The organism is Rhizobium oryzicola (assembly GCF_030504645.1).
GTDB classification, from domain to species: Bacteria; Pseudomonadota; Alphaproteobacteria; order Rhizobiales; family Rhizobiaceae; genus Neorhizobium; species Neorhizobium oryzicola.
In genome coordinates this window covers 559,601-578,299 of sequence record NZ_JAUKWQ010000002.1, presented here as the reverse complement: position 1 = coordinate 578,299, position 18,699 = coordinate 559,601, and the positions used below count along the sequence as shown (strand labels likewise).

General features: G+C 55.4%; 22 protein-coding genes. 8 read left to right on the top strand and 14 right to left on the bottom strand.

Translation table 11 applies throughout. The features are described 5' to 3' along the window. Nucleotides 1–6 precede the first annotated feature (6 nt). Nucleotides 7–1,257, bottom strand: coding sequence for a DUF4297 family anti-phage-associated protein (locus Q2T52_RS10120; RefSeq protein ID WP_302076595.1), 1,251 nt, complete (start codon nucleotides 1,255–1,257; stop codon nucleotides 7–9). 106 nt (nucleotides 1,258–1,363) lie between these two features. On the opposite strand from Q2T52_RS10120, the gene Q2T52_RS10115 reads away from it, so the two are divergent. Continuing rightward, on the top strand, nucleotides 1,364–1,795 hold the full coding sequence (locus Q2T52_RS10115) for a hypothetical protein (RefSeq protein WP_302076594.1): 432 nt from the start codon (nucleotides 1,364–1,366) through the stop codon (nucleotides 1,793–1,795). Here Q2T52_RS10115 and Q2T52_RS10110 read toward each other — a convergent pair. Further along, a complete protein-coding gene (locus Q2T52_RS10110; protein ID WP_302076593.1) occupies nucleotides 1,761–2,147 on the bottom strand; it encodes a hypothetical protein in 387 nt (128 codons plus the stop codon). The two genes, Q2T52_RS10115 and Q2T52_RS10110, sit on opposite strands and share 35 nt — an antisense overlap. A 329-nt stretch (nucleotides 2,148–2,476) precedes the next feature. Between Q2T52_RS10110 and Q2T52_RS10105 the strand changes: the two genes are divergently transcribed. Both Q2T52_RS10105 and Q2T52_RS10100 read left to right on the top strand, forming a co-directional pair. Next, complete coding sequence (locus tag Q2T52_RS10105; protein WP_302076592.1) at nucleotides 2,477–3,289, top strand: hypothetical protein; 813 nt, start codon at nucleotides 2,477–2,479, stop codon at nucleotides 3,287–3,289. Nucleotides 3,290–3,583: 294 nt separating this feature from the next. Continuing rightward, nucleotides 3,584–6,589 (top strand): cadherin domain-containing protein, encoded by a 3,006-nt coding sequence (locus Q2T52_RS10100; protein WP_302076591.1) that lies wholly within the window; start codon nucleotides 3,584–3,586, stop codon nucleotides 6,587–6,589. A 214-nt stretch (nucleotides 6,590–6,803) separates the two neighbouring features. On the opposite strand, the gene Q2T52_RS10095 is transcribed toward Q2T52_RS10100, so the two are convergent. Continuing rightward, nucleotides 6,804–7,034, bottom strand: coding sequence for a hypothetical protein (locus tag Q2T52_RS10095; RefSeq protein ID WP_302076590.1), 231 nt, complete (start codon nucleotides 7,032–7,034; stop codon nucleotides 6,804–6,806). A gap of 230 nt (nucleotides 7,035–7,264) precedes the next feature. Beyond that, complete coding sequence (locus Q2T52_RS10090; protein ID WP_302076589.1) at nucleotides 7,265–7,801, bottom strand: cupin domain-containing protein; 537 nt, start codon at nucleotides 7,799–7,801, stop codon at nucleotides 7,265–7,267. Nucleotides 7,802–7,819: 18 nt separating this feature from the next. Between Q2T52_RS10090 and Q2T52_RS10085 the strand changes: the two genes are divergently transcribed. Next, nucleotides 7,820–8,839, top strand: a complete 1,020-nt coding sequence (locus Q2T52_RS10085; protein ID WP_302076588.1) for a LysR substrate-binding domain-containing protein — start codon at nucleotides 7,820–7,822, stop codon at nucleotides 8,837–8,839. 301 nt (nucleotides 8,840–9,140) lie between these two features. Next, complete coding sequence (locus Q2T52_RS10080; protein ID WP_302076587.1) at nucleotides 9,141–9,344, top strand: hypothetical protein; 204 nt, start codon at nucleotides 9,141–9,143, stop codon at nucleotides 9,342–9,344. 26 nt (nucleotides 9,345–9,370) lie between these two features. Here the strand turns inward: Q2T52_RS10080 and Q2T52_RS10075 are convergent, their stop codons facing one another. Further along, nucleotides 9,371–9,652, bottom strand: a complete 282-nt coding sequence (locus Q2T52_RS10075; protein WP_302076586.1) for a hypothetical protein — start codon at nucleotides 9,650–9,652, stop codon at nucleotides 9,371–9,373. 48 nt (nucleotides 9,653–9,700) lie between these two features. On the opposite strand from Q2T52_RS10075, the gene Q2T52_RS10070 reads away from it, so the two are divergent. Together Q2T52_RS10070 and Q2T52_RS10065 are read left to right on the top strand one after the other, a co-directional pair. Beyond that, nucleotides 9,701–10,420 carry an SOS response-associated peptidase gene (locus tag Q2T52_RS10070; RefSeq protein WP_302076585.1) on the top strand — a complete coding sequence of 240 codons (720 nt, stop codon included), beginning with the start codon at nucleotides 9,701–9,703 and terminating at the stop codon, nucleotides 10,418–10,420. Nucleotides 10,421–10,752: 332 nt separating this feature from the next. Beyond that, on the top strand, nucleotides 10,753–11,421 hold the full coding sequence (locus Q2T52_RS10065) for a polysaccharide biosynthesis/export family protein (protein WP_302076584.1): 669 nt from the start codon (nucleotides 10,753–10,755) through the stop codon (nucleotides 11,419–11,421). Between the two features lie 5 nt (nucleotides 11,422–11,426). On the opposite strand, the gene Q2T52_RS10060 is transcribed toward Q2T52_RS10065, so the two are convergent. Genes Q2T52_RS10060 through Q2T52_RS10045 form a run of 4 tightly spaced genes read right to left on the bottom strand, consistent with a single transcriptional unit; the run spans nucleotide 11,427 to nucleotide 13,278 of the window. Beyond that, the gene (locus Q2T52_RS10060) at nucleotides 11,427–11,846 is read right to left on the bottom strand and encodes a hypothetical protein (protein WP_302076583.1); all 420 of its coding nucleotides are present in this window, start codon (nucleotides 11,844–11,846) and stop codon (nucleotides 11,427–11,429) included. Nucleotides 11,847–11,856: 10 nt separating this feature from the next. Then, the gene (locus tag Q2T52_RS10055) at nucleotides 11,857–12,195 is read right to left on the bottom strand and encodes a hypothetical protein (RefSeq protein ID WP_302076582.1); all 339 of its coding nucleotides are present in this window, start codon (nucleotides 12,193–12,195) and stop codon (nucleotides 11,857–11,859) included. Nucleotides 12,196–12,225: 30 nt separating this feature from the next. Continuing rightward, complete coding sequence (locus Q2T52_RS10050) at nucleotides 12,226–12,552, bottom strand: cell wall anchor protein (protein WP_302076581.1); 327 nt, start codon at nucleotides 12,550–12,552, stop codon at nucleotides 12,226–12,228. A gap of 24 nt (nucleotides 12,553–12,576) precedes the next feature. Next, nucleotides 12,577–13,278, bottom strand: coding sequence for an NlpC/P60 family protein (locus Q2T52_RS10045; RefSeq protein WP_302076580.1), 702 nt, complete (start codon nucleotides 13,276–13,278; stop codon nucleotides 12,577–12,579). A gap of 84 nt (nucleotides 13,279–13,362) precedes the next feature. Here Q2T52_RS10045 and Q2T52_RS10040 point away from each other — a divergent pair, with 84 nt between their 5' ends. Beyond that, a complete protein-coding gene (locus tag Q2T52_RS10040; protein ID WP_302076578.1) occupies nucleotides 13,363–13,539 on the top strand; it encodes a YdcA family protein in 177 nt (58 codons plus the stop codon). A 27-nt stretch (nucleotides 13,540–13,566) separates the two neighbouring features. Here Q2T52_RS10040 and Q2T52_RS10035 read toward each other — a convergent pair whose 3' ends face one another. From Q2T52_RS10035 to Q2T52_RS10015, 5 genes are read right to left on the bottom strand one after another with little or no spacing between them, the layout of a single operon-like run. After that, nucleotides 13,567–14,169: a hypothetical protein gene (locus tag Q2T52_RS10035; protein WP_302076577.1), complete on the bottom strand. Its 603-nt coding sequence runs from the start codon at nucleotides 14,167–14,169 to the stop codon at nucleotides 13,567–13,569. After that, nucleotides 14,166–15,146 carry a DUF7483 domain-containing protein gene (locus Q2T52_RS10030; protein ID WP_302076576.1) on the bottom strand — a complete coding sequence of 327 codons (981 nt, stop codon included), beginning with the start codon at nucleotides 15,144–15,146 and terminating at the stop codon, nucleotides 14,166–14,168. Before Q2T52_RS10030 ends, Q2T52_RS10035 begins: the two co-directional genes overlap by 4 nt. Next, a complete protein-coding gene (locus tag Q2T52_RS10025; RefSeq protein WP_302076575.1) occupies nucleotides 15,147–16,538 on the bottom strand; it encodes a hypothetical protein in 1,392 nt (463 codons plus the stop codon). Then, nucleotides 16,539–17,393 carry a hypothetical protein gene (locus Q2T52_RS10020; protein ID WP_302076574.1) on the bottom strand — a complete coding sequence of 285 codons (855 nt, stop codon included), beginning with the start codon at nucleotides 17,391–17,393 and terminating at the stop codon, nucleotides 16,539–16,541. It lies immediately after the preceding gene. Nucleotides 17,394–17,397: 4 nt separating this feature from the next. Further along, on the bottom strand, nucleotides 17,398–18,699 hold the full coding sequence (locus Q2T52_RS10015; RefSeq protein WP_302076573.1) for a phage tail protein: 1,302 nt from the start codon (nucleotides 18,697–18,699) through the stop codon (nucleotides 17,398–17,400).

Here is an 18,699-nt window from a genome sequence, read left to right as displayed (position 1 = left end):
ACGTCCTCAGATAATTTTAGTGATTGTGGAGATGCTGCTGACGGGGATCGAATACATCCGACTCGTTGGACCAGGCAGAGCCACGGCTGCTGGGCGTTCAAGGAAGAAGTCGTAGATGTGACACAACTTCCGTCCCACACCGGCGAGGGCCTCCACCAACTGGTCAACGTCGTCAACAAGACGAATTTCGATTTGGTGCTCTTGGGTCTGCTGGCTAAGAACGTGATCGATGCGGAATGGCGATCCGCGATATGGGAAACCGTCTACGAAAATGGTTCCGGTATCGAACAGCTCGTTCTTCACTTGCATGATGAGTTTTTCATCCGCGCCGCGTAGGAGGATGAATGGTGCATAGCGCTCGGAATTCTGGATGCGGCGCTTCTTAGCCGAACTCCAGTTGTTGCCGATTGCCCTGAGTTGGTCGCAGACAACCGAACCGTCGGTTGCCGCATCGCATTCAATGATGAATGCACGCACGATTCCTGCGCCGTTGGCGGGCGAGAAGTAAAGGCGTTTCATATGCTTCGCGTACTCGCTTGCATCCTTCTCCCGGAGAAGCCAACGATTATGGACAGCTTGAGTACCTTTGAGCAGTTCCTGCAGGTCACGCCGGGTGACCTTGCGGTCGTTTTCATCTTTTTTCGTGGCGAGTGTGGCGATGTAGTCGAAGGCCATTGGATAGTGAAAGCCTTCGGCCTCAAACGCGGTTACGTTTTGGTTTTTCCGTATTGCCTCGATGACGATGTTGCGATGTTGAGAAAATTCCGTCGAGATTTGTATGCTGAAGCTCTTGCAGAACGCCTGAATTAGACCATCTGGCGCGGCCATGCCGTCGAGCAAAGACTTCTTTTCGTAGGATTTTGTGCCGTCAGTGGCCTTCACTTCTTTCCGGTATTCCATCACGGACTTGAAGCGCTCGACGGAAAGCTCGCCGATATCGATCTTAACTTCAGAAAAGTGCCCGTATAGCAGGTATTTTCTGCCTGCGCGTTGAGCCTCTTCGAGCCCATGGAAATGAACAAAGAGCTTATGCAGGGGATCGCGCAGCACCGAGTCTGTCAGGTTCTGTTCCGCGTAGTATTTTACCTGACCATAAATGACGCCTTCATCGGTATAGCGGTCGAAGTCTTCAATGCCCTCAATAACGACGTTCTCGTCCAGGCCCGCGTTCAGGATTTTGAGCAAGGCTGCATCAAGCTGGTACAAATAGCCCCTGATCGATGCTGTTGCTTCACGTTTTTTGTCGACTTCCAGCATCCCACCCCCGAATCAATCCCAGATTGACATTATAGGAGAGAGGAAGCGCTAAGCGCGAGTGAGAGGATTTGCGCCGATAGAAATCTCGGACAAGAATCTTCTATTAATGACCGAGGGCATCACTATGCGAGAAAAACATCTGAGCGTGATGAGGAATGCTATCGCCGACAGGGTGACGGAACTTGAGCATCCAAGCATGCCATCCAAAAGAGCTTTCCGCGTGGGAACCGTTGTTTGCTGTGTGGAATTAGGCGACACCAAGGGACTGGAATTTTGGATCGACAGAGTGCGCAACAGCATCGCCAGCGATCCCATCGGCGAGGACGCGGCCATCATTGAAGCAGCTGAATACATTTTGGAGAAATGGAAGGAAATAGAGAATATTCACGGAGAAGGCGCGCTGTTGAACTACAAGCATCTCCTTAATCACTCACCCGCTCAGCACATAGGTCTTGAAAAAATAGAAGCAGCAAAGCGATTTCAAATAACAAGACCTCGTGATTTCAAGGACCGAAACTGGAGTCTGGAATATTGCTGACTATATTGCGCAACTCTTGGAGATCATCCCCTTTGTAGACTTCCTCTCCGTCAATATACGCTTCGTAGCGAGCTGACTTGATTGCTGCCTCCGGAAGTTCGTTTGCGGCTGGCGGCATTGTCGGTTCCCATAAGCGGAGCACAAAACCATCTACTGATTTGGCGACCATATCGTCGTAAGCTTCCATTAGCTCCTTGCGCTCAACCTCACCCTTCTCAAATGCTTCGATTTCGATCAGCGCTAGGATTCGTCCTTGCTCTCCGTCACCCGTCGATTTGGTTTTCCCTCGTATCGTCACCTCGCATTGACCTGCCTTGTCATTCTTACCGTTGTATTTGAGCTGAATGGCCATAAGAGCGTCCCTCATTAATTCTGAGGCTGACGCTTAGACAAAAATCATTACCCGAGTGTTTGCCTAGGAATTATATGAACAACCAACACGAGAAAACGAGCCGCTTTGCTCAGTTTTCGAGGCGAAAGTTCAAAGGCATGTGGCGAACAGCAAGTTTTTGGTGGGCCCGGAGGTTGTTATAATTTTCCTTTGAATCAGATACTTATCCGAAATTCACCCCTCCATAATGCCATTGATTTTATTGTGAAACTCAACACGGGCCCCTCTGAGGGTTTGAAAGCGCAATCGTTTTGTGCCCTTGTAAAGGGCACAATAGCGAGGATTAAAACGTGGACGAGAAAGCACTTTCAAGTTTTCGGACGCTTTGCGAAATTGATGCGGAGGAGTTTAACAGGCAGCATCAACTAGACCAGATGCAAGCTATCTCGACACTTGTCTCACGCGGCCTCCATGGCGGGACCGCTAGTTACAGAATGTTGTCTGAACTAGTGCGCAAGCAGATTGTCCCGCGCACAGCTCTAATTCGAAATACGATGTTTCGGGTACTTACGGCACACGGTATCCCTATCACGTCAGACAATGCCACTGAGATCAAGGACGTAGTGATCTCAGAGATACGCCGCCAATTTCAGACTATGGAGTCACTGTATTTATCTAAGGTGGGCTCTGAGGGTGGGGCTCAAAACTTCACAGATAGTAACCGCAAGATCTTGGACGGCGAAATAACTCGGACCCGAGTGGAAATCGATCTGATTGCGGAGGCTGCCCCAATGAGAAATCCACGTGATAGCAATAGCACGTTCGTGTTCAATGGTCCGGTAGGCGTGGTTCAAAGCGGCGAATCTAATTTCGCACAAAACACCCAAACCTTAGGGGCCGATGCAAATGAAGCGCTGCGTGCTGCGCTTCATTTGGTGCTACAGCATCGAGACGACATTGAGAATGCACGCGGTGGGTCAGCTGAAGTTGTGGAACTTGCCGAAGAAAGCTTGAGCGAGCTAGCTAAGGAAAAACCCAACGGACTAAAACTCAAATCTGCAATCGTGGGCGTCGCGCAAGCTATCGAATTCGTCCCTAAGGTAGAATCAGCCTACACCAGTCTTAAGCACGCCGCTTCACTTCTCGGAATAACCCTTCCGTAGGGACCGGGTCTGCGCAAGTTGCAAAATCAGAGGCCCGGAGGGCGTCAAAGTTCACCGGATTTTCAGCAAGTTGGGTTTGGCTAACCTTTCATCATTTTCACGAGATGCTCCCTTCTATAACGCTGCAGCTACCAGAGGCCTATCAGGTCTGCTTCGCCACACCAAAATGGCTTTTGCGCGCATTTTTCCTATGAAAGGGTATGCACGGCCCTCTGTCATAGATAATCGTCATTGAAATACTGCCGTGAAACTGATGTCCGTCGATCCACCAGAAATTGAGTGGGTAGGGCAAGGATGGCTAGCATCCAAGGAATTTATGTTGCATTATTTGGACGTCCAGCAGATCCGAGCGGTCTTTCCTATTTCAATAGCGTCACGAAAAACGGTTCCAACCTCTCTGGCATCGGTAACCTAACAGGAACGGCCGAATATCAGTCTCGTTTCGCTGGGATGAGCAACGAACAGGTTGTGAACTCAATTTACCAATCGCTCTTTGGCCGTACAGGCGAAACTGCGGGCGTGCAGTTCTGGGTGCAGCAATTGCAGTCGGGCCGGTTCAACGTCAATACGATTGCGATCGCCATTCTGGACGGCTCCAGCGGCACGGATCTTCAGACGGTTACAGCGAAGGTCTCCGCAGCAGACCTCTTTACATCGCGCCTCGATACGCCTGCCAAGATTGCCGCCTACGCAGGTAACGCCGCAGCGCAGGCGGCGCGAGAGTTTCTGACGACTGTTACCAAAGACGCTCCGGGTAGCGTCTCAGCCGTCGACGCCACAGTTACCAAGGTGGAGAAACTTGCAGGAAATGACATAGGGAGCGGGACAACGGGTGGGGGAGTCGAAAACGTGAACGCCCCGCCGCAGTTCCCCAGCTCAAAGGCCGAAGTTTCGGTCGCAGAAAATACGAAGGGCGAAATCAAGGGCTACATAGCCGCCGCAAAGGATCCGGAAGGTGCGGTCGTCACCTATTCTCTGGCAGACAACCAGAAGGGTCTATTTTCGATTGACAGCAAGACCGGTATCGTCTCGCTCAGTGCGCCGCTCGATTTCGAAAACAGCGGGGTGAACCACAGCTATAGCCTGACTGTGGTTGCGTCGGACGGCGCGGCCACCACACAGCAGCAGCTTTATGTGAAGGTGACAGACGTAAACGAAGCGCCGGTGTTTGCCATCACCAAGGTGGAAGCATCCGTCTCGGAAAACACCACGGGCCCTATCGCCGGTTACCAGGCATCTGCAACAGACCCGGAAGGCGCAGTCCTCACCTACTCCCTGAAGGACAATCTGAAGAGCCTGTTTTCGATCGACAGCAAGACAGGTGCTGTGTCCCTCAATGCACCGCTTGATTTCGAAAACAGCGGGACGAACCACAGCTACAGCCTGACGGTGATTGCGTCGGACGGATCTCTTACCGCCGAGCAGGAACTTACAATCAAAGTGACGGACGTGAATGAGGCACCGGCATTTTCCGCCGGCAAGGTGGATGTTGCGGTTGCAGAAAACACCACAGGCCCTATCGCCGGTTACCAGGCAGTTGCAAAGGACGCGGAAGGCGCAGCCCTCACCTACTCCCTTAAGGACAATCTGAAGGAGCTGTTTTCCATCGACAGCAAAACAGGCGTTGTCTCGCTCAATGCACCACTCGATTTCGAAAACAGCGGTACGAACCACAGCTACAGCTTGACAGTGATTGCCTCTGACGGATCTCTTACCGCCGAGCAGGAACTTACCGTCAAGGTGACGGACGTGAATGAGGCACCAGCATTTACCGCCACCAAGGTAGAAGCATCTATTGCCGAGAACATACGTGGACAAATCCCAGGATATCAAGCATCTGCCAAAGATCCGGAAGGCCACGAGATGACCTATTCTCTTTCAGATAACTTGAAGGGTCTGTTTTCGATCGACAGTAAGACAGGTGTGATCTCGCTGAACACCGCCCAGAATTACGAAAGCAAATCCGATAGCCACAGCTACGTCCTGACCGTCAATGCCTCCGACGGCAACTTCACCGCCCAGCAGCAACTTACCGTCAATGTCACGGATGTGGACGAGGCACCATATTTTATAGGCAGTACGCAAGCATTTTATTATGAGGATTCCGGCTGGGCGATGCCGCCCACGCTTACGGCAATAGATCCTGAAGGCGGTAGCGTGACGTTTTCGCTCAAGGACGATATGGGCGGTCTCTTTGATGTCAATCCGAAGACAGGCTTTGTACTACCCCGAACTCCGCTGGATTTTGAAAAGCAGAGTGCCTACGGCCTTACGGTCGTCGCGTCTGACGGGAAAAACACGGCCGAGGCACCTCTCTTCATTTACGTCCTGAACGTCGACGAGCCACCGCAATTTGCAAGCGCAAAAGCAGAGGTTTCCGTAGCAGAAAATACAAAAGGACCCATCGCGGGTTACAAGGCTTACGCCAAGGATCCGGAAGGCCACGAGATGACGTATTCTCTTTCAGATAACTTGAAGGGTCTGTTTTCGATCGACAGCAAGACAGGTGTGATCTCGCTGAACACCGCTCAGGATTACGAGAGCCAATCCGATAGCCACAGCTACGTCCTGACCGTTAATGCTTCCGATGGCAACTTTATCACACAGCAGATTCTTACCGTCAAAACTACGGACGTGGATGAGGCACCGTACTTCATAGGCACTAGTGTGGCATACGTTTATGAGAATTCCGGCGACTTTCTCATGAGGCCCACCTTGACGGCAACAGATCCGGAAGGCGGTAGGGTGACGTTTTCGCTCAAGGACGATAAGGGCGGTCTCTTCGATATCAACTCGCAAACAGGCTTTGTATTTCCCCGAGGTCAGCTGGATTTTGAAAAGCAGAGTGCCTACGGCCTTACGGTCGTCGCGTCTGACGGGAAAAACACGGCCGAGGCACTTCTCTCCATTTACGTCATGAACCTCGATGAGCCTCCGGAGTTTGCAAGCAGCAAGGCGGAGGTTTCCGTAACAGAAAATACGCAAGGGCCAATCGCGGGTTACAAGGCTTCCGCCAAGGATCCGGAAGGCCAACAGCTGACCTACTCTCTTTCAGATAACCTGAGCGGGCTATTTTCAATCGACGACAAAACCGGTGTCGTCTCGGTCAACACACCGCTGAACTACCAGAGCAGCGGTCCGGATCACAGATACACCCTGATAGTGAATGCATCCGATGGAAATTTCACCTCAGAACAGGAGTTCACAGTCAACGTGACCGAAGCGTCCGGAAATCATGCTTTTGCTATGAATGCTGCTCAGATCGGGCTTGTCGGAGCCGTAGATCTCATTTCAGTCTGAGCAGGGAGCAAAGTACGACCGATAGCCGGTTCAATTCCGGGCGAGGCCTCCATCCGAACAAATCCCCTCACCTAAGCGTTTGTTTTCGCCGTGAAATTTCCACGGTGTGGTAATCTAGGCCCCAACCGTTATGCCACACTTTTCTCAGGTGTGGCAGTCTGTTCGATAAGCGTTCAATACGAGGTCGGATTTGCTGAGGTGCAGACGGAGCAAATCAAATATCAGGGGGAACGCTTACGACAGCCTCTTCTCCGTCCTCATTAGCAACGGGCCACCCCTTCTCCTCTTGATACTCCTCCAACAACCTATCAATTTCCGCTCCTGCATCTTCAAGCGCTCTCGCCAAATCATCTTCGCCAAGCTGCAGTGCCTGGAAGCGAAGGGACAGCAACTTTAGCCCAACACCGAACAGGATTGTCGGTCGGTCGGAAAGATTCAGGCACATGAAATACCTCGTTTGCTTGTACAAAGCTCTGCCTTCGGCTCAGGCACATTAAATGATCGCACCTGATGAAATTGCATGGAGCTACTGATTGGCGGACATTATCCTGAGGGCTTGATTGCTCAGTACGCTTCTGACCCCAACAGATCGCGACCAAGGCTAACTTCTCCGATGCACGCCAGCGATTAGGGTGGCGCAGGAAATGCGATGGTCGCGATCAGGCAGAAGGACGTTTATTCAGCCGCTTCGCAGAATTGCGACATCGCTGGCACGCCGCCGATAATCACGGTCCTTTCCGGAATCTGTTCGAAGGCGGATTCCGGCACTTCGTACATCTTGGCCAGGGTCGAGTTAGGGACCCCCGCGAACATCTCCGAAAACTCGATCGTTTCCGGCAGTTCATGCGACAACACCACAAGGAAGGACAACGGCTCGTCGCCTAAGTTTTCGATCCAGTGCAAATGACCCTGCGGAACGAAGGAGATGTCTCCAGGTGCAAGCTCGAGATACTGCTTCTGGCCATCCGGACCGACGATACCCACGAGGCCTTTGCCCTGAATGCAAAAATCCAGTTGGTTGGCGTTCGGGTGCGTATGAGGTTCACGCACGCCACCAGGTAGGATTTCCAGCGCCTGAACCGCAAGTCCTTTCAGCACCGGAAAATTGGCAGCGTTAGCACGAAAGAAGTCACCTGCCGGGAATGACTTGAAAACGTTGGCCTTGAACGGAAAACTATTCGACATAAGCGATCTCCGGTTGAGCGCAGACAAAATTAGGCCGTTGCCGGCATGGTGTTGCGCCGGACGACATTACGTTGTCTTTTGCTTTCAAAGGTTGATTTTCACGGCACAAATACCGTGCAAGGCAATTGCTATCTTCTTGACTCTGTTAGAACAATCGAATTGTATTTACCTAATTGGTCAAATTGGTTGAACTATTCGATGCCAAATCTCAGAAAGATCGACCCACTTCTCCTCGAAGTACTTATTGCAATCGCAGATAGTGGAAGCTTTGCCGCGGCAGCGGAAAGAGTGGGTAGAACCAAATCTGCTGTAAGCATGCAAATGAAGCGGCTTCAAACCCTTTTTCCCAATACTCCTATTTTCGAAACCAGAGGCAGGAAAAGGCGTTTCACTCAACATGGTGAGCAAATGCTCGCGCATGCAAGGGCCATCCTGCAACTAAATGAGACACTGTGGCGTAAAATGGCTCAGTCTCATGGATCTGGAATTGTACGACTCGGTGCTCCTGATGATTATGCTTATGCACTACTTCCTGACATTCTGGAACGGTTTGGGCAGAGATTTCCACACGTACAAGTAGAGCTAACCTGTGAACCTAGCGAGTTTCTGTCGGAGCGGATTGGGCGCAACGAGATCGACCTTGCCCTTGTTTCGCGGCGCCCAAATGATGATGCTTCTCGCGTCATCCGAATTGAGCCGGTTGTCTGGGCAAAGGCTCGTGGTAAATATCTGGACATGACGCAGCCTTTGCCCCTTGCAGTTTTTCAGCCTGGCTGTGTCGCGCGAGCGCAAATCATTGAAGCATGCGCGAAGGCAAACCTGCCCTATCGCATAGCCTATTCGAGCCACAGCCTCGCGGGCATATTATCCCCCGTGCGAGCAGGTCTCGCGGTCGCGGCAATCGCCCGATGCTCCGTGCCGGATGATCTTGATGTAATCGAACCAGGGCATGTTTTGCCGGACGTCCAGGGAATTGATCTCGCGCTCATGAAAAGCGGAAGCAGAGGCCAGACGGTGTTTGTCAACCATCTGATGGAGGAGATCTGCGCCAGTCTCGCGTCATAGCTGGTGTTGCCGTCATGCCCGGCGGCTTAGTCCGAAGGAAACTGAAGACATTGGTTTCGCCATCAGCAGGGAGCTAATATTGCGCATGAGAGATTGGTGGATATGGCTTATTGCTGTGGTGGCGGCTTTGGCTGCGGGGGCTGAGGTCGGGGTAGGTATCGCTCGGGTTGTGGGCTGGATGTAAAGGCGCGAGCACCCGCCTTGACTCTCACTCGCCAGAGAACATAATAAGAACAAACATGCCTAACGGCTCGCCACACAATACGATCAGCATGACACGCTTCGGCGTGAAGGAGCTCTTATGTCCGCACCAGAACCAGTTATTGATCGTGAAGTCGCGGATGATGTCGACACTGCTCTTGCCTGGCATCAGGGTGATGCGCGTGCAACGATTGCCACACTGCTTGAAGATCTGAAATTTGTCCGCGGACAGCTTGCACTGGCCGAAGGCGCCATGAGCCATGGGCTTACGCGAGGATGGCAGCCGACATACGAGCGTCCCTAATGCCCGCCGGTTATTATGCGGGACGGTCACACCCCTACCGAGAACAGCAGATCCCGCGCCTTTCCAAGGCCCATGAGATCGGGCAGTTTGTGCGGGTAAAGTGTGCGAACTGCAGGATCACAAGGCATTACCGCCCGGGCGACCTCATCAAGGTCTTTGGTGATCGACACGTTTTCGAGCTTGAGAAGCAATTCCGCTGCGAAAAATGCGGCGAGAAAGACGGGGTCTCTGTTGCATTTGTGAGTCTGTCGGCCGAGGAAATCCCGGGTCTGATTGTCAGGGAGCTTCTTCGGATCGAGGTACGGCATGTGCCGATTTGGCAGGACGTGAAGCTTTGATCTCTTCGGGAGGTGCGCATGTGTAATCTTTACAATGTTTCGACCAACCAGGACGCAATAAGGGCGCTCACGAAAGCCCTCGACCGTCTAGGCAATATGCCGCCCTCGCTGGATGTTTATCCGGACTACCCTGCCCCGCTCGTGCGGAACAACGGCGGCGAGCGTGAACTGGTGATGGTTCGCTGGGGAATGCCCTCGTCAAAGAAGGCATTGCTCGACGCCGCGACAAAGCGCGCCGACAAGTTGCGGGAAAAGGGCAAGCCTGTCGATTTCGATCAGCTGCTGAAGATGGAACCGGACAAGGGCACGACGAACATTCGAAACACGTCCAGTGGCCATTGGAAACGCTGGCTGGGCGTCGAGAACCGCTGCGTCGTTCCCCTCACCCGTTTTGCCGAGCCGGACCCGGCGAACAAGCCAGAAGGGGGACGGACTCCGAACGCCTGGTTTGCTGGAGGGCCGGATCAGCCGCTGATGTTCTTTGCGGGACTGTGGACGCCTGACTGGGAAAGTGTTCGCAAGGTAAAGGAAGGACTGATCAAGACGGATCTATTCGCCTTCCTAACAACAGAACCGAACAGCATAGTGGGCCCGATACATCAGAAGGCAATGCCGGTCATTCTCCGCACTGAGGACGAGATTGAGACATGGCTGACCAAGCCTTGGGACGAGGCGAAGGCTCTACAACGCCCCCTGCCAGACGATCAACTCATACTTTTGCCAAAGGAAACAGCATGAGCATCGAGAACCATACAGACGCGGCAGGTGCCAATATCCACGAAGACCACGCATGTCATCATATCCTCGCCGATGTCACTCGTTGCTCCAGGTGGGGCTGCTACGGGTTCGAAGAGAGCAAGGCGATCGTCTTTTGGTATTGTCGAGAGCATCAGCCAGAGATGTACAGAGGCCTTAGACGCTTCGGCTCAGCTCCGGCGCACGATTGAACTGATGTTTGCCGACCAGACATTGTAACCACTGTCATCTCGCCGCAACCTATGCTTATCATATCTTCGTCTAGATACGTTTGAGGTCGGGGGATGAGAGTGAAGAGCCGAGGACGCTTACGATTGCCATCCATTTTCACTGTGGCGATGGGTCTAGCACTCACCTGCGCGTTCAATAGCTCGACCGCCGCCGCTCAGAAAACACCTCCCTCCGAAACAGCAGCCGAACGTCAGGAATTAGCCGGAGGGTCTGATGTCAATTCGCTCATGAGGTTTGGCATCGGGGATGTGCTCCGAGTTACGATCTTCGAAGCGCAAACCGGCGGGCTGTTCATACCGCAGGATGCCGGCGCCAGGCCGGGAAACTTCGTAACCCTTCCCGAGCAGGAAGTGGATGAAAAGGGCAACATCAGCATTCCGTATGCCGGTCAGATACATTTGGCCGGACGAACCCAATCCGACGTTCAAAAGGAGATCGTTGAAAAATTCGCCAATCGCGCAATAGAGCCCCAGGTCGTCATTTCCATTGTCTCCAGGCCGCCGCGCAGGATTTCCATCCTCGGTGACGTGCGCACTCCGGTGCGAATGGAGCTTGACGCCGCACCAACCACGCTCCTTGATGCCGTCGCTGAATCCGGTGGCCTGATGCGTTCGGTTGCCAGCGCCTACATCACGGTCATACGAGACGGCGAACCAATATCGGTAAAGTTCGAAGAGGCTATCAGAAATCCTCACAAGAATATCCAACTGCGACCGGGCGACATCGTATATGTCTCAGGTAGGCGCCACTGACGCACTCATACCCCCAGCCACTTCCGGGCAATCGCGCGGGCCGTTTCGCCGAGGTAGACGATGAACGCGCTGCCGCTGATGCCGAGTGCCACCAGCAGGCCGGAAAAACCGTATCCCAGCTTTCGCATCTGGCGCCACTGGTCGATGTCCGGTTGCAGCTTGTCGATCCGCTCACCTATGGCCTTGGCCGTGTCAAAGTGCTTTTCCGCAAGCGCTTCAACTCCCTGGCGCTGCTGTTCGGCGATCGTGGCCGCCACCTCGAAATCAGTGCGAAGCTCCGCAATTGAGGCTGCCTGGTCATCCAGTCGCTGATGCATGCGCCCGCGGCTTTCCCGGGCGCTGCTTTCCATGTCGTCCATACGGCGTTCAAGCCGCTCCAGCATCCGGACAATCAGGTCCAGCTGCTGCGCCCCAGCATCCCCCATTCCAGATATCCTACTTGCTACCGAGCGGCGTCTTGGCCTTCCAGCGGCCATAGAGCGTAATGAGACCGCCGATCAGCGATCCGGCCGCAACAAGAATAGCGGTCAGCTGGTCGGCGTTCAGTACGTCGGCAGACACGCCGAGAGCGCCAAGCAAGGGAATGGCGACGGAGACGATGGCGCCAATCGTCACGCGGCTTTGATACCAGGGCTCTGCATTCGCGGTATGCGCCACCAGCGGCGCTACCGCGTCGACGATGGGCTGCACTGCATCGCTTTGCGCCGGCACATCATCGCGCGCCACTGTGGCGCTGACAGCCTGCGCCAGCGCAGTGATCACTTTAGCATCCATGGAACTTTCCTTTCATATATAACCGCTACGTCATTGCGCAGCTTTGGCTTCCTTGAGGGCGGAGGAAATGGTGGCGTATGCCGTTGCCGCAGCCACAAGCGCGCCGGCGGCAGTCGCATGTTCGGGATCGGCGCAGATGGCCTGCACGCCAGCCCAGGCAGCGGCCTCCTTATTGACCGTGGACTGTTTGATGTCGCCGGATGCTGAGGCGGCCACAAAGGCAGCGTGGCCAAGCGAGATAAGAGCGCATGTCTGCGGCAGGCTCTTCTGGATCGCCGTGTCGATCTTGGCCGTATCCACGGTGGTGCAAGCGGACAGGGCAAAGCCTGCAGCCGCTGCAATGAGCAGGGAGCGCATGAGTTTTCTCCAATGTTGAGAGGATCAGGCTTCGTTGGTGGTCTCGATCAGGCCGGAGCCATCCGAGATCCTGGCGCCCGCATCGATCGCGAGAGCGGTGAGCGGCCAGCGAGCGCCACCTTTGCGCAGGCGGGTCTTGGCGATGCGGGTGATGGTGACAGCATCCGACTGGTTGCCGCCGAGCACATGGAAGTGCGTGGCGTCCTCAGCGACATAGAACCCGACATGGCCCTGCCAATTGTCGGGCGAGCCGCGCCAGAAGGACAGGATTGCCCCCGGCTGCGGGTTGCACTCCCTGCCCCACGTCGCCCAGCTCATGGCCGCATAAGGATTGTTCGGCAGCACCTCGCGCGGCAGGGCAATAGCAATGCAGGTTTCCACGAAGTCACCGCACCACGGCACTTTGGCCGGATCGCCGACCGTGCCGCCGCCCGATTTCAAAAAGGCGCGCAGCTCGGCATTGTCTGCCTTTTCCCGCAGGCCTTTCTTTGACAGCGCAATATCTAGCCAGGGCGTGGCATCGGGCGTGTCTTGCGGGCTAACCGGCGCGCCGCCAAAGAGTGCGCGGATCGTCGCCGGTCCCGCGATGCCGTCCACCGCCAGGTGATTGACCCGCTGATACATTTCGACCGCCGCAATCGTCTTGCGGCCACGCAGACCGTCCAGCGGACCAGGATCGAATCCAAGCTCCGCCAGCCGGCGCTGCACATCCAGCACCGTTTTCATGATGTGTCCATCTACTGATCTTCAGGGTTGCGTCTTGGCTAGCGCGCCACATAAAGTCGGCACGCAACCATTTGGGGAAAGGCAATGAAATTTACGACATTGATTCTGGCAGCCATTGTGGCTTGCACCGCTACCCTGGCCGAAGCCCGGAATACGCCTTGCTCTGGCAAAAAAGGCGGTGTGGTGGGATGCACGGCTGGCGGCAAGTTTATGTGCGCCAACGGCACGACCAGCGCATCCAAGCAGCAGTGCAATCGGTAAACGTTAGCATCCGCAAGCGCGAAGGCTTTACGCCGTCCACCAATGATCAGCGGCATAGTCTGCTGGTATCGGGTCCATGGCCTGCAGGGCGAAGCTTGCGGCATAGATCGGTTGCCGCCATTCGCCGGCAGCATTCAGCACCTGGAACCATTCCATGGCCGTCAACTCAACAGGCCCGGTTTGGGTAAAGATCCCGATGGTTGAATTCGGCTGGCCAAGGTTGATCCGGGTTTGCGCCAGCGGCGTGACTTCATCCGTCCACTTGCGCATGTCACCTTGCGTTGTCGCTAGATGATGCACGCCGCGCGCATCTTGGAAATCATAATAAAAGCCCAGGGCAAGCCGCCGCTCGCGCTCTGCAATGACATCATCCGCTGTTACCAAGGGCGGAGGCAGATCAACAAGATCGTTTACCCACTTTACGACACCGCTAACGCGGCTCACCGCCGATCCTTTGACCATCTTGCCAGCCGGAACCGGATCGGCCGGCAATGGCCGGTACAACCCAATAGCTTCCAATTCGGCATCAGACCACAGGTCCGCTATATTGAGTGGATAACGCACATCCTTGATTACCTCACCAGCCCAAGCGGAAAACACGTTAGGTGCAGTTTCGCGATAGCACGTCATGTTCCGGCCTTTCTTATCGCCATGTAGACGTAGTTGCCATTGGTGGGGTGAGATGCACCGACAGCGGTGAAGCCGGTGCTGGTTTTGGTTAATATGTCATAGGGCAATTCGCTGGCAGTACTGTTGGGGATAAGGGTTATTCCCCAAGTGCGCGGGATATCGAATATTCGCCAGTTCGTGCTGGCGATAGATGACGGCTTCCAAAGGACAAACTGAGGCTCCCAGCCTAAGTTTACTACTGCGTCCGCGCCGCCGCTGATGGTGTATCCACCACACTGAACGACGCCATCCGAAGATGTGTCATGCGCAAAAACATAGGCGACGTACTGCTTGCCACCAGCGTTGTAGAACAAAGATGATTGGTCAAGCGTTATTGATGTAGCATCGGCTGACAGTCCAAGGCCGCTAGTCCCAGCAACTGTGTCGTTCAGTTTCAAGAATTGCGCGGAATTTGAAATTCCGCCGGTAAGACTATTATGGCCAACCCACCAGTCTTCTGCCGTATCCGTACGCTTAACGATAATGAGGCCGGGGGCAACGCCCAACCCATGCGCTATGGACCTATTAAGGCTGCTAGTACCAGTCCAAGTTAATACATCGAAGAAACGGGCACTCTTTATGAACGACCAAGCAACATATTTGTAGCTTGAAATGTTAGACGAAAGAGCGTTCGATAAATTAAACCCGTTGCTGTTGAACGCAGTAACGGCACCAACAGACCCAGCCTGAGCGTTTTGCGTGTCGGACGCAAGCCTACCGGACGCTAAACCTCTCCCGCTGTCGTAAAACGAGTTGGCCACCGAATTATCTTGGCCCTTATGCCATACTAAACCACCATTTGTTGCCAAATCCAGGCCGTTGACTATAGCCCTGCTGCTTGCCCCATCCCCTGTGTACAAAGTGGTTGAGAACAGCTTCGAAACGTCCAGCTTTTTGGCCGACTGCTTCAGAAGCATGCTGTCGGAGAAAATGCCCATTTATACCCCCACGGATGACACCGAAAAATCGGTGCGGGTGGACGAGACGATGTGATAATCAATCCGGAACTTGGCGTTGGCCGCCGTAGGCACAGATGGAGCAGTAGCAGACCCGATCGCGAACCAGTTGGCGCCATATGCAAGTGTTCTGCCGCCTGTGCCGTCCTGCTGCCCGGCGATTGATCCCTTCTTCCCGACATAGGATGCCGCGTTCGTGAAGTTTGCGAGCGTGGCGTTGTTGGCAAGCGTGAGGCTGTAATCGTTGGTCGAGGCAGCATCAATCGAAATGGTCGCGCCGCTAATCAACGCGGTGACGGCGGAGCGTTGGACGGCACCCCACGATTGCGCAATATTGACCTTAGCAGTGTTGGCATCATAAGCCTGCACATCCATCCCAACGACCAGCGCCAGAGCCGTCTTCAGCGCTGCAGCTGAGATAACCCCCTGAAGGCCGGCAACGCTGATCACCTGATCAGTATTGTCGATTTTGTCCCAACTGGAGCCATTGGAAACGATCCAGTCACCGTTCTGCCAATCATTCACGCCGTCTATCGTCGTGGTGCCAGCCGTTTTGACTATATAGTACCAGCCCTTGTTGCTGTCAGAGGCGGCAGGTATGGCAGGCGTGTTTGTGGCAGCGTTCCACCCCGTCTGATATTTCAGATTACTCAGAACGGCATCTGGAAGGACAGAGACTTGGATCTTCCCGCCGCCATCGAGCAAGGGCACCTGCCCCGCGCTGGTGCCGACATCCTTTGCAGATGCCGTGCCGAGCGTCGGCAATGTCGAGGTCGCGAGCTTACCGCCCGAATCTAAAACAGGCACCTGCCCCGCAGAGGTTCCGGTATTCTTGGAAGCCGCTGTTCCCAGAGCAACGCCGCTATCTTGAATGCTCTTGCCGGACGTGCCGCCGAAAGTCACCACGTTTCCGGTGACAGACGAATTCGGCCCGACGACATCCCCCGTACCCGAACCGGATGCGCCCCGGATATCGACCGCGCTGGCAATATCCGTCACAAGGCCGGTTGCGCCGACATATTTTCCCGTTGCGGGCTTGGTGCCTTCGCCGCCTGCCCAATCGACAACCTGTTGCACCCGGCGCGCGCCATCCACAACGACAGCCAGGACAGGCGACCACCCGTCATTGCCGTCAGCACCATTGGTGCCGTTGGTCCCGTTGGTGCCATTCGCACCAGGATCACCCTGAGGCCCCGGCAAGCCGCCCGTCGCGCCAAACCAGTCCGCGACCGTGGAAACATCCGCCAGAGCGAGCGGAAAATTGATCAGGTTGCCGTAATCGCCCATGCCATACGGATTGGAGGCGCTGACCGGGTTGGAATTGTATTGCAGCAGGCGCGCCAAAGCGGCCTGCACATCGGCAGGAATAGCCATTTATATCACCTCACGAAATTCAAAGGCTGTGCCACCTCGGGCGAAAACGGCTTGCGTCAGCGCATCCATGCGCGTGGCCGTGCTAAGGAAGGCGCGGCGCTGCAGGTACTGATCATCCTCAGGGTCGGGAATGACAAAGACTTGCCCATCAAATCCAGTCACCCGCTGGAAATCATAGACCTGCCCGAATAGCTCAATTTCTGGCAGGTAGTCGAAAGCGCAGCGGAAGACGCGCGGGTTGATCCGCCGTCCGACTACAAGCCCGCCCGCAAGCGTGCTGGCCTTAACGGAGTTTTCCTGCAGCGAAAGCCCATTGCCGGAATAGGTGTAGTTGAGCGACGGCTGCCAGGCGCGGCCCATGAACAGCCGCCCGAAATCCAGATGACCGTCCGAATTGTTGCGGTCATCAATCTCAATCGTCCAATATTGCGCGACAACGGGTTGATCAGGAATGTAGATCAGCCACATGCCGCGTTCGTCATCATCCCATGGCTGATAACCATCCCAGAAGGCCGGATCTGACCAGTTGAGCGTATTCCAGGGCGCTTGCGCCGCACCCCGCACCCAGCCGCTATCATGCAACAGCGCTGTGCGTCCGCTATCGGCCCAGGCACGCACGCGCCGGCTATAGCCCGTGGTGAGATTGGAAGGCCCGAGCGCCAGGGCGCGCATTTCGAGGGGAGCCGCCAACGCCACATGCATCAACGTGCTGGCAAGCGCGAGATCCGCAGAGCGGGTTATTTTCTCCAGCCGCTCGTTTTGCAGGTTGGCGAGAGGAAGGGCGGGAGCCCAGGAGCCGCCCGACAGCGCGCCCCGATCGGACTGACAATCATAAAGGAAAAGAGCGTTCGCCAATGGATCACCCGCACATGTAGATGCAAGCCACGCGCTTGACTTCATCAGAACTGGAGAAGGTCACCGCCTCGCGGGCTTTGGCGACCGTGGTGGCGCGGAACACATCGTCCGGCTGGCGCTCGCCTTTGCCGGGTAGATCGCTCGCGATGATAAAATCACCGGCCGCGATATCGCCGCCCCGGCCGCACACATTGATCTGGCCTTCGCCAAGAGCATTGATCGTCACACGGTCAAAGCGTTCCGCCAGCTTCTGGCGCAAGAAGGACGATGTTTCGTCGCGCTCATTGGCGAGAGATGGCAGGCCCGCAAGATAGGTTACCGGGTCATAGGCAGCGCGCCGGGTCAGCACCCCGACCACGGCCGGTTGCCCGCGTTGCGTCGATCGCGTCACCTCGGTCAGCGTGTCATCAATGCCGCCCCGCGCCAGCACACGAACATCACAGACGATATCGCCAAAGTCGATTTCGGCAGCCTTGGCCAGCATGGCGTCATGCGCGCCGGTGAAGGGTCCGTAAGATCCGCGCTCCGCATAAAAGGCATAGCCACCGCCGCCACTGGCAATACCCACCAGACCCATGCCGCCGCCCGACGATGCACGCAGACCATGAGAGTCAGAGCTGCTGCCGCTATTTGTAAATTGGCCTGCGGTTCCAGAGGTGGAGACGGAAACCGCAATACCCGCAGAGCCGCCAGTGATGTAAAGCACCGGATCGATACTAAATGACCCACCGAAACGGCCCACAAATGAGCCGCCAAGATAGCAGTTCAGGGCATTGCTGCTGTAATCAAGCTCTACCCGCGTGCTGCCACTGGACGTGCGGACAAGCGCGCCCGTGACCGTGCCGGCCGTGACCGTACCGAGGTTGGCGGAAATGGCAGACAGGCTATCTGCCACGATTTTGGACGCCGCAATGCTGGCGACCTTATTCGTGGTGACCGCACCGTCCTGCAGCTGGTCCGTGCCGACGCTGTTGGCACCGGGCGCGGTTGCCAGCGTTGTGCCGGCAACACCCGCCGTGGCGGATGCCGGAAACCAGCTGCCCACCGTGCCAGCCACATTGCGCGCCCGTGACCAGTAATAGCGGGTATTCACGCCAGACGGCAGGTTGGAGTGCACGAATTGCCGTCCCGCCGTTTCACCGGCTTTCGCGGCCGTGGCGCGGTCATTGGTGGATGACGCCCATATTTCGACAGCACCAAGCGTAAGATAGGGCAATTCCCCCGTCACGGTCGGAACTGTCACGTCAAGTGTCACCAGACTGACCCCGCCGGTAGCGGTCAGCCCTGAAACATCGATTTGCGGCAT